Annotated in this window: 22 protein-coding genes; 13 read left to right on the plus strand and 9 right to left on the minus strand. The window is 38.3% G+C overall.

Annotation, left to right across the window (positions count from 1 at the left end):
• Positions 1–469: 469 nt before the first annotated feature.
• Positions 470–1000, minus strand: a complete 531-nt coding sequence (locus BW724_RS21460) for a YwhD family protein (RefSeq protein ID WP_088077108.1) — start codon at positions 998–1000, stop codon at positions 470–472.
• 260 nt (positions 1001–1260) lie between these two features.
• Here BW724_RS21460 and BW724_RS21465 point away from each other — a divergent pair, with 260 nt between their 5' ends.
• A complete protein-coding gene (locus tag BW724_RS21465) occupies positions 1261–1446 on the plus strand; it encodes a 2-hydroxymuconate tautomerase (RefSeq protein WP_088077109.1) in 186 nt (61 codons plus the stop codon).
• A 566-nt stretch (positions 1447–2012) separates the two neighbouring features.
• Here the strand turns inward: BW724_RS21465 and BW724_RS21470 are convergent.
• The 3 genes from BW724_RS21470 to BW724_RS21480 form a co-directional block, all read right to left on the minus strand.
• Positions 2013–2528 carry a YwgA family protein gene (locus tag BW724_RS21470; RefSeq protein WP_088077110.1) on the minus strand — a complete coding sequence of 172 codons (516 nt, stop codon included), beginning with the start codon at positions 2526–2528 and terminating at the stop codon, positions 2013–2015.
• Between the two features lie 4 nt (positions 2529–2532).
• A complete protein-coding gene (locus tag BW724_RS21475; RefSeq protein ID WP_088077111.1) occupies positions 2533–3837 on the minus strand; it encodes an HD domain-containing protein in 1305 nt (434 codons plus the stop codon).
• Positions 3838–4260: 423 nt separating this feature from the next.
• Positions 4261–4482 carry a YuzB family protein gene (locus tag BW724_RS21480; RefSeq protein ID WP_088077112.1) on the minus strand — a complete coding sequence of 74 codons (222 nt, stop codon included), beginning with the start codon at positions 4480–4482 and terminating at the stop codon, positions 4261–4263.
• A 176-nt stretch (positions 4483–4658) separates the two neighbouring features.
• Between BW724_RS21480 and BW724_RS21485 the strand changes: the two genes are divergently transcribed.
• The 6 genes from BW724_RS21485 (at position 4659) to BW724_RS21510 (ending at position 8477) form a co-directional block, all read left to right on the plus strand.
• Complete coding sequence (locus BW724_RS21485; protein WP_088077113.1) at positions 4659–5501, plus strand: lipoate--protein ligase family protein; 843 nt, start codon at positions 4659–4661, stop codon at positions 5499–5501.
• Between the two features lie 455 nt (positions 5502–5956).
• The gene (locus BW724_RS21490; protein ID WP_088077114.1) at positions 5957–6190 is read left to right on the plus strand and encodes a YczI family protein; all 234 of its coding nucleotides are present in this window, start codon (positions 5957–5959) and stop codon (positions 6188–6190) included.
• Between the two features lie 136 nt (positions 6191–6326).
• Entirely contained in the window at positions 6327–6893 is a 567-nt protein-coding gene (locus tag BW724_RS21495; protein WP_088077115.1) for a VanZ family protein, read from the plus strand.
• A 21-nt stretch (positions 6894–6914) separates the two neighbouring features.
• Positions 6915–7583: a ribose-5-phosphate isomerase RpiA gene (gene rpiA, locus BW724_RS21500; RefSeq protein ID WP_088077116.1), complete on the plus strand. Its 669-nt coding sequence runs from the start codon at positions 6915–6917 to the stop codon at positions 7581–7583.
• A gap of 325 nt (positions 7584–7908) precedes the next feature.
• A complete protein-coding gene (locus BW724_RS21505) occupies positions 7909–8100 on the plus strand; it encodes a hypothetical protein (RefSeq protein WP_088077117.1) in 192 nt (63 codons plus the stop codon).
• 182 nt (positions 8101–8282) lie between these two features.
• Positions 8283–8477 carry a hypothetical protein gene (locus BW724_RS21510; protein ID WP_088077118.1) on the plus strand — a complete coding sequence of 65 codons (195 nt, stop codon included), beginning with the start codon at positions 8283–8285 and terminating at the stop codon, positions 8475–8477.
• 184 nt (positions 8478–8661) lie between these two features.
• Here BW724_RS21510 and BW724_RS21515 read toward each other — a convergent pair whose 3' ends face one another.
• Both BW724_RS21515 and pta read right to left on the minus strand, forming a co-directional pair.
• On the minus strand, positions 8662–9528 hold the full coding sequence (locus BW724_RS21515; RefSeq protein ID WP_088077119.1) for a polysaccharide deacetylase family protein: 867 nt from the start codon (positions 9526–9528) through the stop codon (positions 8662–8664).
• A gap of 702 nt (positions 9529–10230) precedes the next feature.
• A complete protein-coding gene (pta, locus tag BW724_RS21520; RefSeq protein WP_088077120.1) occupies positions 10231–11208 on the minus strand; it encodes a phosphate acetyltransferase in 978 nt (325 codons plus the stop codon).
• A gap of 242 nt (positions 11209–11450) precedes the next feature.
• Here pta and BW724_RS21525 point away from each other — a divergent pair, with 242 nt between their 5' ends.
• The 5 genes from BW724_RS21525 (at position 11451) to gerQ (ending at position 16683) form a co-directional block, all read left to right on the plus strand.
• Positions 11451–13379 carry an oxidoreductase gene (locus BW724_RS21525; protein WP_088077121.1) on the plus strand — a complete coding sequence of 643 codons (1929 nt, stop codon included), beginning with the start codon at positions 11451–11453 and terminating at the stop codon, positions 13377–13379.
• Positions 13380–13400: 21 nt separating this feature from the next.
• Complete coding sequence (locus BW724_RS21530) at positions 13401–14150, plus strand: enoyl-CoA hydratase/isomerase family protein (RefSeq protein ID WP_088077122.1); 750 nt, start codon at positions 13401–13403, stop codon at positions 14148–14150.
• A gap of 544 nt (positions 14151–14694) precedes the next feature.
• On the plus strand, positions 14695–15438 hold the full coding sequence (gene hemQ / locus BW724_RS21535; RefSeq protein ID WP_088077123.1) for a hydrogen peroxide-dependent heme synthase: 744 nt from the start codon (positions 14695–14697) through the stop codon (positions 15436–15438).
• Positions 15439–15758: 320 nt separating this feature from the next.
• A complete protein-coding gene (locus BW724_RS21540) occupies positions 15759–16190 on the plus strand; it encodes a cell wall hydrolase (protein WP_088077124.1) in 432 nt (143 codons plus the stop codon).
• Between the two features lie 43 nt (positions 16191–16233).
• Positions 16234–16683: a spore coat protein GerQ gene (gene gerQ, locus BW724_RS21545; RefSeq protein WP_088077125.1), complete on the plus strand. Its 450-nt coding sequence runs from the start codon at positions 16234–16236 to the stop codon at positions 16681–16683.
• A gap of 125 nt (positions 16684–16808) precedes the next feature.
• Here the strand turns inward: gerQ and BW724_RS21550 are convergent, their stop codons facing one another.
• Together BW724_RS21550 and BW724_RS21555 are read right to left on the minus strand one after the other, a co-directional pair.
• Positions 16809–17180: a DUF423 domain-containing protein gene (locus BW724_RS21550; protein WP_176371524.1), complete on the minus strand. Its 372-nt coding sequence runs from the start codon at positions 17178–17180 to the stop codon at positions 16809–16811.
• 284 nt (positions 17181–17464) lie between these two features.
• Positions 17465–17779: a hypothetical protein gene (locus tag BW724_RS21555; protein ID WP_088077126.1), complete on the minus strand. Its 315-nt coding sequence runs from the start codon at positions 17777–17779 to the stop codon at positions 17465–17467.
• Positions 17780–17956: 177 nt separating this feature from the next.
• Here BW724_RS21555 and BW724_RS21560 point away from each other — a divergent pair, with 177 nt between their 5' ends.
• Complete coding sequence (locus BW724_RS21560; protein WP_088077127.1) at positions 17957–18589, plus strand: GNAT family N-acetyltransferase; 633 nt, start codon at positions 17957–17959, stop codon at positions 18587–18589.
• A gap of 294 nt (positions 18590–18883) precedes the next feature.
• Here the strand turns inward: BW724_RS21560 and BW724_RS21565 are convergent, their stop codons facing one another.
• Positions 18884–19216: a YwdI family protein gene (locus tag BW724_RS21565; protein ID WP_088077128.1), complete on the minus strand. Its 333-nt coding sequence runs from the start codon at positions 19214–19216 to the stop codon at positions 18884–18886.

Raw genomic sequence — 19216 nt, forward strand, 5'->3', positions numbered from 1 at the left:
CACAAAAACTGCCTCTTCCTCTGCTAGTAACACTCTGGAGTTTATCCGTCGAGGCAACTCGTAGCTTACTCGTGATGTAAACGCTAGTTGGAGTAGTTAATTCGAAGAAGCTATCGTGAGATAAAGGAAACACAACGAACGTAGTGAGTTGATGTTGACTTATCGTAGACGAGGTGAAGGAAGTTTCTTGGGCTGATAGGCACTGGAGCTAGACATTAATTCAAAGAAAATACTTTTTTTGAAACCTATTTGAACCGAAAAGCGAAAGTGCCTTGATCATCGGCCACAAAAACTGGTATTTATCAAAATGAAAGGCAGGCGAAGGAATTTAAACTCCTTCGCCTGCCTTTTTGTCTTAGTCTATCTTAGTGTGTGTGTCGAATTTAAGTTTACTCATTAAGGCACATTTTCGCAAGACCTCTAAAGTAATTTTTAACCTGTTCACAAAATAGACACATTTAGCCCTCCGTTACATTCCCAAATCTTCTTTTAATTGATCAGAAGAGTTATCCCACATGTCATTGTTAAATTCCTTTAAGTAATTCCTTAAAACTACTTTTGACTTTTCGTCCATTTGGTCCACGATAATTCTCCCTTTAAGGGATTTATCCATATTGTTTACATGCTCAGGCAAGCTTTTATAGCCACGACGAATTTCTCGGTCAACTGTTAGTTCACATGCAGCGACACCACTATATGCCGGCTTTCCATTAATGTGATCTACAGTTACCCATACAAGCCAGTAAGGCTTTCCATTTGGAACTTGATCTTTTTCTTTTAAAAACTTAATTCCTTTTTCTACAGAGCTGCGGGCATGAAGCGCGCCCATATCAACAAATGCCTCTCCTTCATTCACATCAATAAACACAGGAGATACGTTATTCAAATTCAGCGTTCCTGCACCGTATCCACCATGCCCATCATTAGAGTCAGAGCTTAATATATTGAACCCTTGCCCTCGTTTACTGTTTTTCTTTTTATATTCATCAAACAAATCCATGATGAAAACCTCACTTTCAAGTTAGTTAATTATATTTGAATCTAATTATTTGTGTATACATGTAGTCTAGTTTCGTCATTCCCCATTTAGTTTATCATATCTAGTTTTTCAGATGCACATAGGAGAAACTGACAAAGGGTTATTAATACAATATTCTGGTGGATACCACTGGTCACGTATAAAAACATCCAGTATATTAGTAATAACCGTATAATGTACCCTAATAAAAAATAATATAAAATGAAATGAGGTCTTTTATTATGCCAATCGTAACTGTAAAAATGCTAGAAGGACGTTCAGATGATCAAAAGAGAGCACTTGTGGAAAAGGTAACTGAAGCAGTGTCAGAAACAACTAACGCTCCAAAAGAAAGAGTATCAGTTGTCATTGAGGAAATGTCTCCAGCTAATTTTGGTGTTGCTGGAAAGCGTCCGAGCGATTCATAATTTAATGCCCAGTTACTAGGTTAACCAGTTTGGTTTTTGTTTTGGGAGACATAATCAAAAATAACACTTCATTAATCAGATCAATTCAACAACTGGATTGGTCTGTTTATTTTTGTAGATATTTAAGAGTTATTACCCCTTTTAAAACTATATACAGAAATCAACTAACAACGGTTGTGCATATTGCGTATAGGGGGGTGGGGGGCGAAGATTGATTGCTCTTATTGACAGTTTTGCAATTTCGAGCTACGAATCTGCCGTTATTACATGCTCTTATCGACTGTTTTGCGTTTCTGAGCTTCAAAACTGTCGATAACCTATCCTCTTTTCGACAGTTTTGTGTTTTCTAACATCAAAACTGTCGGTAACCCATGCTCTTACCGACAGTTTTGCGTTCCTGAGCTTCAAATCTGTCGGTATTCCTTGCTCTTTTCGACAGTTTTGCGTTTCTGAGCTTCAAAACTGTCGATAACCTATCCTCTTTTCGACAGTTTTGTGTTTTTTAGGATCAAAAAAACACCGCAAATATTGCGGTGTTTAAAAGCAAATTCTATTTACATTGAAATTCAACTAACCTGCCCTTGGGAAGACGCCTTTAGCCTATCAATAAACTGATAAGCTTCCTCGAGGTCAGTTTCCGTGTAGTTCTGCTTTGCCTTCAATGTATAGACCTTATCCGCCACTTCCTCCTTAGGAAGATCATCAAAATAAAGGATAGTCGAAACTAGCTCAAGGAATTTAGCACTTTGCTCATTGAGCTCATTTAAAATCCCCTTTTCTTCCGGCAATTCATAGTTAGATAAATTAAGGAACTCGTCCCCTTGCTCAGATAGCGTATAACGATATTGATAATACCCCGCCTTTTTCTCTCTCACTTCCTCTACAAAAGAGAGGTGGCACATCTCCTCCATGCGGAGATTTAGTTCTTCTGAGTAGGGTCCATAAAAGTGAAACTGATATTTTTCAAAAAAAGGAAAGTTCATTTTCTTCGCAATATAGATAAGCTTTTGCAGCTTTTTTCGCCCAACAATTTCCCCAGTTTGCTTAAAGACAGCTAATAGCTTAGCATGCTCGTTTAACATTTCATTACCCCTCCTGTGCCATGAGCAGCTTCAAAATTCGTTGTTTCTCTTCTGCAAAGGTCTGCTGATTATCTAGTAAGTCCTTTGGAAAATAAAGCTTGTGATCTGTCCGCTTTTTACCTGATATAGCCTCCACCACATCTGATTCCCGTGATAACTCTCGTAAATCACCGTTAGGCTTTAACAAATTAATAGGGACACGCTCCTCTTCCTCTCCTGGACGGTAAAAGTCATATGGAAGGTCGGAAGATGAATCGATCACCAAATAATAATTATGGTCGAGCCCGATTTTATTAAAAAGCTGAATTAATTCAGGCCATATTTTCATTTGTTCACTAGGGTCACACTCTACGTATTTGAAAAGTTTACGATCCATAAACCTACGGCAAAGATCCTGTAAAATAGGATCCTCTTCCTCTTGCCACTCTTGGAAATAATAAAGTATGACAGACTCGTCTAACTTTAAATAATCCCCCAACGTGATTTTTCCAGAGAAGAGGGAATAAAAATGCTTTGGCTTATCTTTAAACTCATAGCCTTGCTCATATAAATCCTTTGCCCTGTGAAGAATTCTGCTTAAAATAACTTCCGCACTACGTGTAACAGGGTGAAAATACACTTGCCAGTACATTTGATAACGACTCATAATATAATCCTCAACCGCATGCATACCGCTATGCTTAAATACGGCCTGGTCCTCCGTAGGTCGCATCACCCTTAACAGCCGCTCCATATCAAAGTGACCATAACTAACCCCCGTGTAGAAAGCATCCCTTTGGAGATAATCCATACGGTCTGCATCAATTTGGCTGGAGATTAAGCTAACGACCAGCTTGTTATGGTAAGTCTTTGCAATGACATCGGCCACCTTTTTCGGGAATTCCTCGCCCATTACTTTAAGGACGTTATGCACTTCCGTATCCCCTAAAATAATTCCTTTTGTCCACTCTTCATGATCTGTATGAAAAACCTTTTCAAAGGAATGGGAAAAGGGGCCATGACCTATATCGTGAAGAAGTGCTGCAGCAAGACAAACGAGACGCTCTTCTGAATCCCATGCCATGTCCTGTTCAATCGTTTCTACCATTCTGCGCATAATCTCATAAACGCCAAGAGAATGATTGAACCGCGTGTGTTCAGCGCCATGGAATGTTAAGTACGTAGTCCCAAGTTGTCTAATCCGCCGCAGTCTTTGGAACTCCTTCGTTCCAATCAACTCCCAAATTAACTCATCACGAACGTGTATGTACCTATGAACTGGGTCTTTAAAAACCTTTTCCTCTTCCAGAACACCAAAACGTTTAGCCATGACCTTCCCCCTTTCTCTTCACCATATAGTAGCTTCATTCGTTCCTTTCATTATACTAAATGCTCAGCATATTAAAAGGGAACATATGGCAAAAAATAAGTAAATATGACAAAATGGGCGCACTATTTTTCGACAAAACTCTTCCCAATAAAAACAACTATCATGATAACAGGTTTGTTGGAACAAACTACAGTCTACTTCGCTTTCACGCAAGGTACAAGTGCGTCATCTGCTCATTCTTCGCAGTGTCTTCTTTGCCGTGGAGAAGTCGGCAAGCCGCTTCGAGCTTCGCACTGCAGGGTCTTGCCCTTACTTCACTTTCCGCGGGCGGCTGGTAAGCCTCATCCGAAAAGAAAAGCTATTCCCACTAAAATCAGGAATAGCTCCACGCTCATGTATCTATCGTTGCAAAGGCAGGCCACATTATTTCATTCGTTTCTCCACTTTTTCAAGTAGCTGATCTTCATCTGGTGCAGCAACGGGGCGGTCATTAACAAAGGCAAATGACTTTTTTCGCCCTGGCCCACAGTATGACTGACAAGCAATCTTAATCTCAGCCTCAGGATCCAGCTTTTTCAAACGCGGTACTAATGTTTTTATATTCGTGGCCTGGCATTCATCACAAATACGAAATTCGTTTGCCATCCTAAACCACATCCTTCTATATTGAAGCAATGCAATGAACAGAAATGTCACTGCATTATAGCTTGTATTGAATCACTAACGAGTATTTTACAACGATTCACCCCACATTTGCAAAGGTAAGGTTGTCCAATTTATGATATACTCTTGAAGAAAATGAATCAGAAGGAGCAAAAGGCATGAAACAGCAACAATTGCCACTGTTTCGAAAACACTGGTATATCATAGATCAATCCCTGACAGGACTAGGTATGAACCCCGTGCAGTCCTTCGCTTATGACGATACACTCTGCCGAATTGTAGCAGAACAACCAGACTGGGGTATAGCGAGGACATGGGTTCATGACAAGACAATTGTATTAGGAATACAGGACAGCAGATTGCCACATGTTGAAGACGGCATTCAATTTTTGAAAAATCAAGGCTATAACGTCATCGTCCGAAACTCAGGCGGTTTAGCAGTAGTATTAGATGAAGAAGTCCTCAACCTGTCTATCATGCTTAAAGATAGCAAAACCATGTCCATCGATTACGGCTATGAACTGATGGTTGCACTCACCAAATCATTGCTTGAAGAGCTTGGGGGTGGAGAGTCCGGTCAAATCGTTGATGGTGAAATAAAAGAGTCCTATTGCCCAGGCCGTTACGACCTAAGTATCTTTGGGAAAAAGTTTGCGGGGATTTCCCAACGAAGATTGCGTGGCGGAGTAGCAGTCCAAATATATATGGCTGTCAGGGGAAGTGGTTCGACCAGAGCCGAACTCATACGTCAGTTTTATGAGCACGCAGTAAAAGGAATGCCTACAAAATATGAATACCCTAAAATCGTTCCAGACAAAATGGCTTCCCTAGAAGAGCTTGGGTTTGAAGATATTACGATACAAAAACTCGTCCATACTTTGCTCCTAAAGTTACACGCCATCTCCGATGAACTCTCAACATATGAATTCAAGGCTGAGGACTGGAACCATTACGAAGCTAACTTGAAGAGAATACTGAAGAGAAATGAAAAAATGACCTAAGAGAGACATGCTAACACGTTTACTTCAGAGGTGCTTACAAGTCTTTAAAAGTAAAATCACATGCGATTTCACGCAGAAATCATATGTGATTTTTTGTAATTGCACACGTTTTTTAAAAATAATGAAAGCCAAATGATATTTCAATTAGTCTAATAGACGAAAGTCAAAATAAGGAAGGGTGAACTACAATTATCAGGTTTTATATGGGATATTCTTTTAAGGAAATTAAAAATTATATAGTAAATCGAGACATTTCAAATAGTGAATTTGTCTCGTTTTTCAGCCTAAAAAGGATAGTAAAAATACAACTAAATAGTTCGTTTTTGCTGGGTTCATAATTCCGCTTATTTTGGAAGGCGGATGGGAAATTTTATAGTATAATTAGTAATGAGACTTAGATTGCGAAAACAAACTGGTGGCTTTCCTTCAATAAGTCTATAAAGAGGTGTTTAAAATTGTTAGTTGTTTTAAAAGTGATTTTTGCGGTAATCGCTGCTTTCTTCGCAGGATATGGATTGATTACTAAGAATTTTGAGTTCCAATCGTATATGATGTTTTTCTTAAGTTTAATGGTGTTAATAATTGGATTAGAAGAATTTCGGAAAGAACGAAAAGTAACGGGTTGGATCAGCATAGTTGCTTTTTTATTTGTATTATTTGCATCAATTCTAGTCTTCTTATTGAACTAACGGAACTATTAGAACTAATTCGAGTTGCATTATTGCAGCTTATTTTTTTGCGCTTATCAACTGGATAAATATGTTAAAATAGTAAGGTGAATAGTTTTAAGAATTTCACACTAAATGTAGAAAAGAGGATACGGAAATGGAGCAACTATGGAGAGCCTTTAGTGGTGTGATACCATTATTTCTGGTTATTATTCCTATCGTAATACTAATTGGGTGGTTTTTTTATAGAAGAGCTTTAAAAAAGGAAACTGAGCAGAAAACTGCATTATTATTTTCAGTGTTATATATCCTTTTTGCCCTTTCGATAATTGGAGTAATGATGGTAACTCTCTTTCCAAGACCATTTACGGAGGGTAGAACACTTCAAATAGTTCCATTTGGAAGTATTTTAGATGTTTTACTTAACCCTGTTCATTACACAGTACCTATTAGATTGTTAGGTTTTAATATTATTTTATTCATCCCATTTGGCATAATTTTGGCTTTGGTATTAAAATCGACCTCCAAAGTAATATTAAAAACTACCTTGTTAGGTATGGCGTTCTCCATAACAATTGAAATTTTACAATTCCTACTTAACAGTGGAAGAACATCAAATATAGATGATGTGATTTTAAATACTACAGGAGCTTTTATGGGAGCTGTAATTGGATTTATTATTAGGCATAAAACAAAAAATTCTTTTTCGGATATAAAGGAATAGTATGTTAGGAGGGTTACATATATGAATGCTAAACAGCTTGCTGGTGAGAAAGCTGTTGAACATGTCAAAGACGGAATGCTTTTAGGTCTTGGAACTGGCTCCACAGTCTATTGGTCAATTTTAAAACTTGGAGATTTAGTTAAAAAAGGACTAAATATTAAGGGGGTCCCTACTTCTACAAACACTGAAAAGCTTGCTATTAATTTAGGGATTCCATTAGTTAGTCTGTCTTCGATAAATCAATTAGATTTAACAATAGATGGTGCTGATGAAGCCAATAGGAATTTTGAACTGATAAAGGGTGGAGGTGGAGCTTTATTACGAGAAAAAATGGTTGCTTCTATTTCCAGACGTTTCATTACAGTTATTGATGATACTAAAATGGTTACTGATTTAGGTGAATTTCCGTTACCCGTTGAGATTATACAATTTGGTTGGGAATTAACTTTAAAACAGGTAAGTGAATTGGGCTCCAAACCTAAATTACGAATGGATAATAATGCCCCTTTTATCACTGATAATGGTAACTATATATTGGATTGCTATTTTGGGAAAATACAAGATGCTAACGGACTGAAAAATACATTAAATATGATTCCAGGTGTAGTTGAGAATGGTCTTTTTGTTAATATGGCTGATACTATTATAATTGGCAATAAAAACGGAAGTGTAAGTACCTTGTATAAATAATTATTTTCAAAAACATTGCCTTTGGAAAGAACTAATAAGTAATTTCAGTTGGAAATCATCGATAGTTTTTTTAGCTTGGATATTTGTAAGGAATGTAGTTTGTAAAAAAATGCACTTAAACTATCGGGTGTTAGTTGAATATACTTAGGCAAGTCAGACAGTCCCTATTAGATATTCACTTAAAGTGACGCAGTGCGTTTCTGTAATAAGCAGAGACATTTTTTTACATATTTATACCAAATAAAACGGGACTAGTGGTAACATTAAAATAGAGTAAAGAAGATATTGAAGTAATGCGGAGATTTGAAAAAGTGGAGGTGTCAAAATGGGAGGTTTAGTTATTTTATTTCCAATCATTACAGTTTTGGTTGGGCTATATTTAATAACATTAGGGTTATGGGAATTAAGAGAAGGCGTAAATAGAAAACAATACATAAAGTATATGTTCACTGGACTATTCTTACTAGTTATATTAACCCCTATGGTTTGGCTTTTGGGAAGCAGCCTTCTGATCTGAATTGTTTAGGTATTGAAATGCTGTATTTATGGAACGGATAGCAATAGCTAAAAAGTAATGACTGTCCATGGGCAAGTCAGGAACGTTCCTATTTTTAAGCTTTATATGGTTTTAGCTAGCAGAACCTACTTCTATAATATGTTATTATGATTATAAGAAATAGTCGTATGGGAGGAATTCTTATGGCTGTAAGAAGAGAAGAACTATACAAAATCATTGACAATATTTCAGAAAGAAATTTAGAAAAGGTAAAAGAAATTCTTGAAACCTTGACAAAATATGAAGAACAATTTGAAGAAGTTGAACCGACTAATGATGAGAAAAAAGTAATTGAAGAGGCCATGAATGAAGATTTTCATTCTTTTGATAGAGGTTAATAGGTTAGGTCTAATCCTGACCTTTTTTATTTTTAAAAATGAGTATCCCCTTAGCTAAGAATATGAAAAATATAAATAAAAGATAATCTTTAAAGTTATCGCAAGAACGCATAACATCCAATATTGCTAAGAAAAAGGCTGGGACATCACTAAACACTCTTGTCCCAGACTCTTTGTTTAAAACCTATAAGTGAAACTCCCTTCTTGGTGAAGTTTCTGATAAAGTTTTAAACGTATATCCCCAAGACTTTAATTCACTTAAAATGATTGGTAATGCCTCCACAGTGGCTTGTTTATTTATCCCATCATGAAATAAAGCAATTGCCTTTTTTCTTCCTTTTACTTGTTCAAGAGTTTGGTTTGCAATAACTATTGCGTCGAGCTCATTACTTGTAGAATCACCTGAATCCACATCCCAGTCAAAAAACACATACCCTAGATCGCTTAAAGCAGCCCTTGCTTCATGTAGAATCTGTTCCCCACCATACTTTTTAGCCATAGATGAATTAGACCCTCCAGGGAATCTAAAAAAATTTGTTCTCTCCCCTGTAATTTCCTTAATATAATTTTCCAACTGAAGAACGTCTGCTTTAAACTCTTCAACGTCTGAGTAAATTTTGTCATATTCATGGGTATAAGTATGATTTCCTAGTACATGCCCCTCGTTGATAATGGCTTCATACATCTGCACAGCTTCCCCAGACTCTCTCCCGTTCACAAAAAATGTAGCATGAGCATTGTATGCATCTAAAATGTCAAGAATCTCTCTTGTATGTACTGACGGTCCATCATCAAAGGTAAGGTAAACGATTTTTTCCTCTTCATTATTTCCCTCTTCATTATTTACGTTGCCTTCCCTCGTTTCAAGCTCAGCCTCCTTCTCTTTAAAATAAACAAAATCTTGAGAATCGAGATATTTCTCTTTCTGTAATTCTGTCCCTGCTCTTTCTCCAAAGTTTTCTACATGGAGCGCTTGGTTGTCAGCCTCGCATTGCACTAACGCTAGAGAAATAATGATTAATGGAATTATGTGAGACAATTTACCGTACATGGAAACACCTCCTCGCCCTAATTATGAAACCCTATATCTACGAAATTCTGAAGAACATTTATTAGTATTGGGGCTTCTTTGGGAGAAAATGAGATGTAAATGTTGGTTGTTTAAAACAGGAGGAGTAGTACAAGTGCCGTGCCCCGTAGCAAGCAAGGGATGAAGCTAGACATACATGAATGCAAAGAATCTTACATATTCTTATCTCCTTATATATTTTAACCGGAGAATTTCCCCTTAATTATGAAATAGCGCGAAAAATAGTCTAAATAGACGGAGAAATTCCGCTTACCCACTCGAATCTATTTAAAAAGAGGAACTTTCCTTTGCATAGGCGTAAAAATTCCCCTTATTCCCCACGAAATAAGATAAATTATAATTTTAAACGGAAATTCTCCGCTTATTTTATTTCACAGGTAAGGAAAGGGGTACATGGACTTAGCGATAAGCCAAGTTTATCTAATAAAAAAGCACTAGCCCATGATCATCGTTCATAAGAGTTGCACAAGTGCCTATGATTACAAGCATAGAGTCCCATAGCAAGCCTGCGTTGAAGCTAGACATACAATAGTTCAAAGAATCTTACAAATCCTTCTTACCTATAAAAAAAGCCCATTTCACCTCGGTTGTAAGGTGAAATGGGCAAGACACACTTTTACTTTTCATGCCTCGCTAGGCTAGCTCCAGCGCCTGATATTTAATTTAGTCAGCCAACCCTTGCATAGCTGTGATTAATGCAAGCTTGTATACATCTTCCGCATTACAACCACGGGAAAGATCGTTTACTGGTTGGTTTAAGCCTTGAAGAATTGGACCAATCGCTTCATAGTTACCAAGACGTTGGGCGATTTTATAACCAATATTACCTGCTTCTAAGCTTGGGAATACAAATACATTTGCTTCCCCATTTAGTGGGGAGTCAGGTGCTTTCTTTTTTGCCACTGCAGGTACAAACGCAGCGTCAAATTGGAATTCTCCATCTAATACAAGCTCAGGAGCAAGCTCTTTCGCAATCCTTGTAGCTTCTACTACCTTCTCTGTCTCCGGACTAACTGCAGAGCCTTTTGTAGAAAAGCTAAGCATAGCAACCTTAGGGTCAATATCAAATACTCTAGCTGTTTTCGCAGCTTCTACTGCAGTTTCCGCTAAATCATTGCTGTCAGGGGCAATATTAATTGCACAGTCTCCAAATATATAGCGCTCGTCACCCTTTACCATCACGAATACACCAGAAGTTTTTCTTACCCCTTCTTTCGTTTTGATAATTTGTAACGCTGGACGAACTGTGTCACCAGTCGAGTGAGCGGCACCACTAACTAGACCCGCTGCTTTATTTAAGTAAACTAGCATTGTGCCGAAATAGTTTGGTGTTTTCAATATCTTTCTTGCATCTTCAGGGGAAGCTTTTCCTTTTCTTCGCTCCACAAAAGCATCTACTAGTTCCTCGAATTGTTCGTAAGTTTCTGGATCATAAATATCTAAATCAGAAGTATCTAAGTTAAGCTCTTTTGCTTTATTATTTACTTCATCAAGATTTCCAACTAAGATTGGATTTAAAATCCCTTCTTTTTTCAACCGAACAGTTGCTTCTAAAATTCTTTCATCTGTACCCTCTGGAAACACAATCGATGGGTACCCACTCTTTACTTTTTCTGCGATGGCTACAAACATATCACTCACAGAATTACCTCCTTTAATACCTCTAGGTCTATCTCTATATAGTAAGCATACTCTTTATTGAGCAAAAAATAAATTATTCACAGGCTCTGTGGATAAAGTTTAAATTTTCAGAAATGTACACATTTTCACAAACATTCATTACGCATTTTCGCTCATCTTATTTTAAGCGTTTTCATTGCTTCTATACTACTGATTTTGTATAATGAATGAATATTCAGTCAGTTTTATTTAGGGGGTAAAAAATGAGTAGTGCTTTATTTCAACCAATAACCATTCAATCAATGACGTTAAGAAATCGAGTATTGATGGGTTCCATGCACGTTGGACTGGAAGGAACGGAAAATGGAGATGAAAAGTTAATTGAGTTTTACAAGCTTCGGGCAAAAAATGAAGTGGGCTTAATCGTTACAGGTGGAGCTGCTGTAACGGCTGAAGGTAGCGGTGGTAATGACTTCATGACAATTTACAATGATGAAGATGTGAACCGTTGGAAGCCCCTTACGTCTGGGGTTCATCAAGAAGGGGGTAAAATCGCACTCCAGCTTTTTCATGCAGGCCGTTATGCATATAAAGCATTAACAGGAAAGGATCCTGTCGCGCCATCTGCGATACAATCACCAATCAACCCTGACCAGCCACGGGAAATGACAGAAGAAGATATTGAACGAACAATTCAAGCATTCGCTCATGGAGCAAGACGCGCAAAAGAAGCTGGGTTTGACGCCGTTGAAATAATGGGTTCTGAGGGTTATTTAATAAATCAATTCGTTTCCCCTGTAACAAATAAGCGGACGGACGATTGGGGAGGGAGCTTTGAAAACCGTATCAAGTTTTCCATAAGAATCGTAGAAGAAGTGCGGAAGCAGATAGGAAATGATTTTCCAATTATTTTCCGCATGTCAGGACTAGACCTTATAGAAAACAGTACAACAGAAGCTGAAACCATTGAATGGGCTAAAATCCTTGAAGAAGCAGGGGCTGATGTCCTTAACATTGGAATTGGATGGCATGAATCTCGCGTACCTACTATTTCAATGAAGGTGCCACGCCTTCATTTTGTTCAGATTCCAGCTACTATTAAAAAACACGTATCCATTCCAGTAGTAGCAAGTAATCGAATCAATGATCCAAGAGACGCGGAAAAAGTACTTGATAAAGGTGATGCTGATCTCATTTCCATGGCTAGACCATTTTTGGCAGACCCTGAAATTTTAACAAAGGCAAAAGACAATCGTTTTGAAGAGATCAATACGTGTATTGCCTGTAACCAAGCCTGTCTCGACCATGTATTTGAAGGTTTGCCCGCCTCTTGCCTTGTGAATCCGGAAGCTGGTAGGGAAACGGAACTAAAGCTTATTCCTGCTGCAAAACCAAAAAATGTCCTCGTTATTGGTGCAGGCCCCGCAGGACTTGAAGCAAGTCGAGTAGCTGCTGAACGGGGTCATCAAGTAACTTTGGTAGACGGGAAAGGTGAGATTGGTGGACAGCTAAATTATTCTAAGCGAATTCCTGGAAAACAAGAGTTTTACGAAACATTAAGATATTACAAAGTCCAGTTGGAGCGCTTAGGGGTCCAAATATTGTTAAATCATACAATGCAAGAGTCAGACCCACTTTTTGAAAAAGCAGATGAAATTATTATGGCAACAGGTATCACTCCTCGAATACCAGAAATTCCTGGTGTAGAAAACAAAGCTATTGTATCGTACCGTGATGTTTTCGATGGAAAAGTTGAAGTCGGTTCGAACGTTATTATTATTGGTGGCGGTGGTATTGCATGTGACTTAGCCTTGTTTTTAAAAGAAAGGAATGTGGACGTCACCTTGCTACAACGCAGTAAATCGTTCGCAAAAGGAATTGGTAAGACGACTCGTTGGGCAACGTTAATGGAGCTACGCCAGCAAAAAGTGCAGATGATCGGTCGAATTGAAAGCTATAAGGAAATTACAGATGATGGAAAAACAGTTGTCTTCCAACATGATGGAAAGGAACAGCGCGTTACTGGAGACACTGTCATTCTTGCAGCTGGCCAGCTAGTAAACAACGACCTAGCTTCACATCTTGAAGGGGAAGGGAAATCCGTTACTGTAATTGGCGGCGCTAAACATGCCATGGGCCTTGATGCTAAAAAGGCTATCTACGATGGCACGATTGTAGGAAGAACAATTTAATTTTTTGAGGAGCTGATTACAATGTCCGAATCTAATAAAAACACAGTTTTGTATGAAGAAAATGATGGCGTCGCTGTTATTAGATTGAATCGTCCACACGTAAAAAACGCTATCAATAAAGAGATGCATCGGGATCTGTACGATGCATTTGATCGAGCTAGAAAGGCAGATGACGTGAAAGTCATTTTACTGACGGGACAGGAAAACTCTTTTTCTAGCGGAGCAGATATTAAGAGCATTCCTATAGATGAAATGGAAAGCTTTGATCATGGAGAGTACTTGCGAGATACTTACAATAAGTTGATTCTTTTGATAGATTCTATTGAAAAGCCAGTCGTGGCCCATTTGAACGGAACGGCTGTAGGAGCTGGATTAAGTATTGCTTTAGCATGCGATTATCGAGTTGCTTCTGATGATGCAAAACTCGCATTGAGCTTCTTTGGAATTGGGCTGACTCCTGACGCTGGTGCATCCTACTTCCTCCCGAGACTTGTCGGTCTCTCTAAGGCGATGGAAATTGCATTAGGAGGTCCCTTATCTGCAAAGGAAGCACTTGAAGTTGGTTTAATTCACAGGATTGGTGATCCGAATCCATTGGTAGAATCACTGAAGCAGGCACCAGCACCAGCATTCGCCTGGATGAAAAAGAACATGAAAGCTGGCTGCCACCTCCCTCTCGATCAAGTCCTGGAGCTTGAAGTGGAAGGTCAACGACAGGCAGGCAAGTCAAAAGCACACTTTATGGCCGTTTCAAAGTTTATCAAGAGATAGGGTTTGATTGAAAAACTCACGTGCTGCTTTTGGTTTCAAGTGGTGACTTTTTCGCCCTGTTTTTAGCTACAAGAACTTCCTTTCTCAGGAAAAACTTCAGCCTCCCTCTAGCATGTGGGGGGCTGAAGTTTTTAATTTGCTAGTGAAGAAAGCTTAAATCGGGCTTCTTGCTCTACAAAGAAAGTGTAATTAACTTGGTTTAATTTACCGAAGCAGCACTTCCTCCTTCTTAAAGGGAAATTAAACTCGATTTATTTTACCGAAGCAGCGCGTACTCCTTCTTAAAGGGAAATTAAACCCACTGTCATTCAATAAACCTTAAACCAATGATGCACTTCCCCATGAAATAACTCGCCACCAATAGCTAGAATTTCACAGCAAATTCTCAACCTACTCTTCCATATATCATAAAACAACCCTTTATAGAGCCAAGTTTTTGGTTTTTCGAATACGACCTAGTATAATATGAAGTAGAAGCAAACTATATTAAGTATTTCACATGATATAGTCACATAAATGAAAGCTAGAAATGGAGGATCAATTAATGAGTGAACCGGCAAAAACACTAGAGGGTTGGTTTTGTTTACATGATTTCCGTACCATCAATTGGGCAGAATGGCGCAAGCTTGATTCTGAGGAACGGGAACAAATAATGGGTGAATTTTTGAACCTGTTGGAAAATTGGAATGAAACGCAAACTAAGTTTGAAGGTAGTCATGCATTGTACAGTATCGTAGGACAAAAAGCTGATTTTATGATCATGCTACTTAGACCTACAATGGACGAGCTTAATGAGCTTGAAAATGCTTTTAATAAAACACGTTTTGCAGAATACACAATTCCTGCATACTCTTACGTGTCAGTAGTAGAGTTAAGTAACTATTTACCTGCTGATAAAGATCCTAATGAGGATCCTGAAATTCAAGCACGTTTAAAACCAATTCTACCAAAATGGCAATATGTCTGTTTTTATCCAATGGACAAGCGACGTGATGGAAACGATAACTGGTACATGCTCCCAATGGAAGAGCGTCGTACTCTCATGAGAAGTCATGGAATGATAGGTAGACAGTATGCAGGAAAAGTGCGTCAAATTATTTCTGGTTCTGTAGGTTTTGATGATTGGGAATGGGGAGTTACTCTTTTTGCACATGATGTACTACAATTCAAAAAGCTCGTTTACGAAATGCGTTTTGACGAAGTAAGTGCCCGCTATGGTGAATTTGGTTCATTCTTTGTTGGTACATTACTTGAAGAAGATAAAGTTAAATCGTTTTTGCATATTTAATTAAAAGAAGATAAATATGTCTTTCGAAGGCGTCACCAACATATCTTGGTGAGGTCTTCTTTTTTTACCCAAAAATGCATCACCATCTTCTAGGTATTAGCATATGTATTTATTGTGGGCTAAAGGTGTGCCTCAACCCAATGTAAAGCGGTGCTAAAAAAGATTTGTATCATTCAACTTGTCCTTTGTCATAGGCTTAATTACCAAATCATACAAATACAATAGTGGTTGTAGAGAGTAATGGAAGTTGACAAATGACAGTATTGAATTTCATTAAACACCTATTTACAACTTCATATTACTTCAAAGGGGGTGTTTTATTGGCTGTCATAAAAGCTAGGGAAAATGATATTGCCCTCCTTGCCCGGCTCATGCGTGCTGAAGCTGAAGGGGAAGGAGAATTAGGAATGCTGAAAGCTGGTAACGTAATGGTTAACCGAGTTCGTGCAGACTGTTTGGATTTTACAGATATTAATGATGTAGAAAGAATGGTGTTTCAGTCTCCTGGTGGCTTTGAAGCCGTTCAGAAAAGCTATTTTTATCAGCATGCACGTGAAAAAGATAAACGACTGGCCAGAAAGTTAATCCAAGGGGAGCGGCATCACCCAGCAGAGTTTTCACTTTGGTTTTTCAGGCCTGAAGGAGCATGCCCTGCCCAATGGTTTGGACAATGGAATACTGGCCGCTACAAATTACACTGCTTCTTTTCACCTTTACAATCTGAATGTCCTTCTGTTTACTCGACCTATTAGCAACCATTTTTTTGAAGATAAATCTATTTAAAGGAGTGATTATATGTATCCACAGCAAGGACAACAAGGCTATCCAGGATATGCTTATCCAGGAACAGGAGCGCAGGCGGGTGGATTACCTGGTCAACAAATGCCAGCCCCTCCTGGATATTATCAACAGTATTTACAAGCACAGCAAGCTCAAATTGCGCAAGCACCAGGTCAGCTACCAATTGAACAATCTTATATTGAGAACATTCTCCGTTTAAACCGAGGTAAGGTTGGAACATTCTATATGACGTTTGAATACAATGAGCGTTGGAATGCAAAAGTTTTCAAAGGAGTTATTGAGGCTGCGGGGCGAGATCATATCATTATAAGTGATCCACAGACAGGTAAGAGGTACTTATTACTTATGGTTAATCTCGACTATGTAACTTTTGATGAAGAATTGAAGTACGATGCTGCCTTTGGTGGAGAACAGGCAGAGCTTGATACTTTCTCACCAAGATAATAAGAAAAGATGAAGTGACTTGGTCATTGGCCACAAAACTAGAGGAGGTTGTTCCAAAGTTTGAAACTTTTGGAACAGCCTCCCTCTACTTTCTTATGACTAATATTCTAATGAGTATTTCTTTTCTAATGATTTAGTGCTGCTAAAAAGACAAGTACCCAGCCTACTAAAAAGGCTACACCACCAATAGGCGTAATCGCACCTAAAATGGATATTCCAGTCATACTTAGTACGTAAAGACTTCCCGAAAATATAATGATACCAATGAAAAAAGCCCATCCGGCACCTTGCAAAAGTCCAGTCGATCCCATGAAATTCATTAAAATTGCTACTGCAATGATAGCTAATGAATGTATCATATGGTACTGCACAGCAGTCTCATACGTCGCCAAATATCCCCCCGCCTCCAAACGAGGTTTTAGTGCATGTGCGCCGAACGCCCCTAAAGCCACAAATAAAAATGAAGAGATACTGCCTAACATTAGGAATAATTTCATTATGTATTCTCCTTTGCACAAATGATATCGATATACTCTGAACAAAGAATATCATACTTTTTATGGAGTACAAAAAATCGTGCATCATCAACATTTGAATATTTTTCCTCATGAATGACTCTTTAAGGTAAGTTTTTCACATCTGCTTTGTCATCTACTCTAAATTCTACTCCAAAAAGAAGAGGATGCCACCAAATTTTATACTTTTGGGACATCCTCTCTTATATTTGTATGCTTTTTAAAATTATGACACCCTAACGAAAATCAACCACCTAAGAAGACCTCTACCTGTTTTTTAAGAAAACAGAAAGTGCCTTTTCTATCCGCTCCGTATCTGCATTATCAGCTGAATGAACAATGATATGATCCCCTGTGACTTCCATATTAACATGACCAAAACCTTGTTGGTGTAGGAAATCTGAAATAGCAGAGGCATCTTCCTGTTGAACTAGAAAAGTATGTTTACCGATGTAATCATCATTCACGTAAAGGTCATAGCTATCTTCGTTTAACTTCACATTTGCATCTCCGTCATATGCGTTATTAACAAGAAACATTGGTAATACACCAGGTATCCCTGCTTGCGTATTATTGTACATAGAGTAACCCTCCTTTCCCCTTATTTTTTCCTACAATAAAAAAACAATGTATTTCATTTGTGATGAAAATAACACTCACATATAATTAAACTACATTAAAATTTATTGATAATTTTTGCTACAGATATTTCCCTTTCTGCGGGTGGCTTGAAAAAATGTTTGAAAGGAGTGTCATGATTGAATAAAAATAAAGTAAATGTACGGCAGTATACTGTTGAGGACTTTGAAAAACTGTTGATCATACAAAAGGAAGCATTTCCTCCACCTTTTCCAGAGGAACTTTGGTGGAATGTAGAGCAAATCAAAGCACATGTGACTACATTCCCTGAAGGTGCTCTATTAGCAGAGGTTGATGGAGTCCCTGTGGGGTCCGCAACGTCCCTTCTTACATACTACGACGGCACTCCTCACACTTGGGAAGAAGTTGCAGATAATGGCTATATTAAGGGTAGTCATCAGCCAAACGGGGATAGTTTATACGGAATAGATTTATGCGTGCGTCCAAGCTATAGGGGAAAAGGAATTGCGCAAGCACTATATCAGGCTAGAAAACAAACCGTGATGGATTTAGGTCTTCAGCGATTTATTGCAGGATGCCGCATTCCAAATTTCCATGAATTTGCAAAACAAATGTCTGTGGAGAAGTATGTGGAAAAAGTACAAGCTGGAGAACTCCATGACTTAGTATTATCGTTTATGTTAAAGCAAGGATTAATACCAATCCAAATCATGCCTAACTATTTAGACGATGAAGAATCATTGGATTACGCTGTAATTGTAGAATGGAAAAACCCAAGCTTCTCTTCATAAGGGAGCTTGGGATTTCTATTACATTTGGCTACCCTTAAAATAGGTTTGTTGGAAACAAACTACAGTCTACTCCCTTTCCGTGGGCGGATCGGGAGCCTCCTCGTTGCTTCGCTACTGTGGGGTCTCCCCTGATCTCGCTCTTCCCACAGGAGTCTCCTAGACTTCCGTTTGTTCCAACAGTATATCCAAATAATAAATTTCATCTACCATGGTGCAATTAAAATTGATTGGGTATCTATGTTGAACTTTGATGGCGATTCTTTATCAACATTCTTCTTTAATAGAGATTTACATTTAAAAATCCAACAGGCTATCGCTTTCTGGTTCTTCATCTGGGTCGTAAATGTTCATTCGGTCTTGCTGCTTACGAGATTTACCTACATTTTGATTCCCATCTGAACTTTTTGCCAAATCATTCACAGAAGCATGTTTTACAACTGGCGCTTCCTTCCTCTTATAGGTTGATTCCGTATCAGAGGATAACAGTAACTCACAATACGTTTTGATGGCAGCAGCCTGTTCCTTATAAGTTGATGTGCCACCAGCCTCTTCTTGAAGGAGTGAATCTTTAAGTTTCTCTAGTTCAGCCTCCATTTTTTCAACCACAATTCTTGCTGGGATATTCAC

Origin of the sequence: Litchfieldia alkalitelluris (assembly GCF_002153425.1) — a bacterium.
Lineage (GTDB): Bacteria > Bacillota > Bacilli > Bacillales > Salisediminibacteriaceae > Evansella > Evansella alkalicola.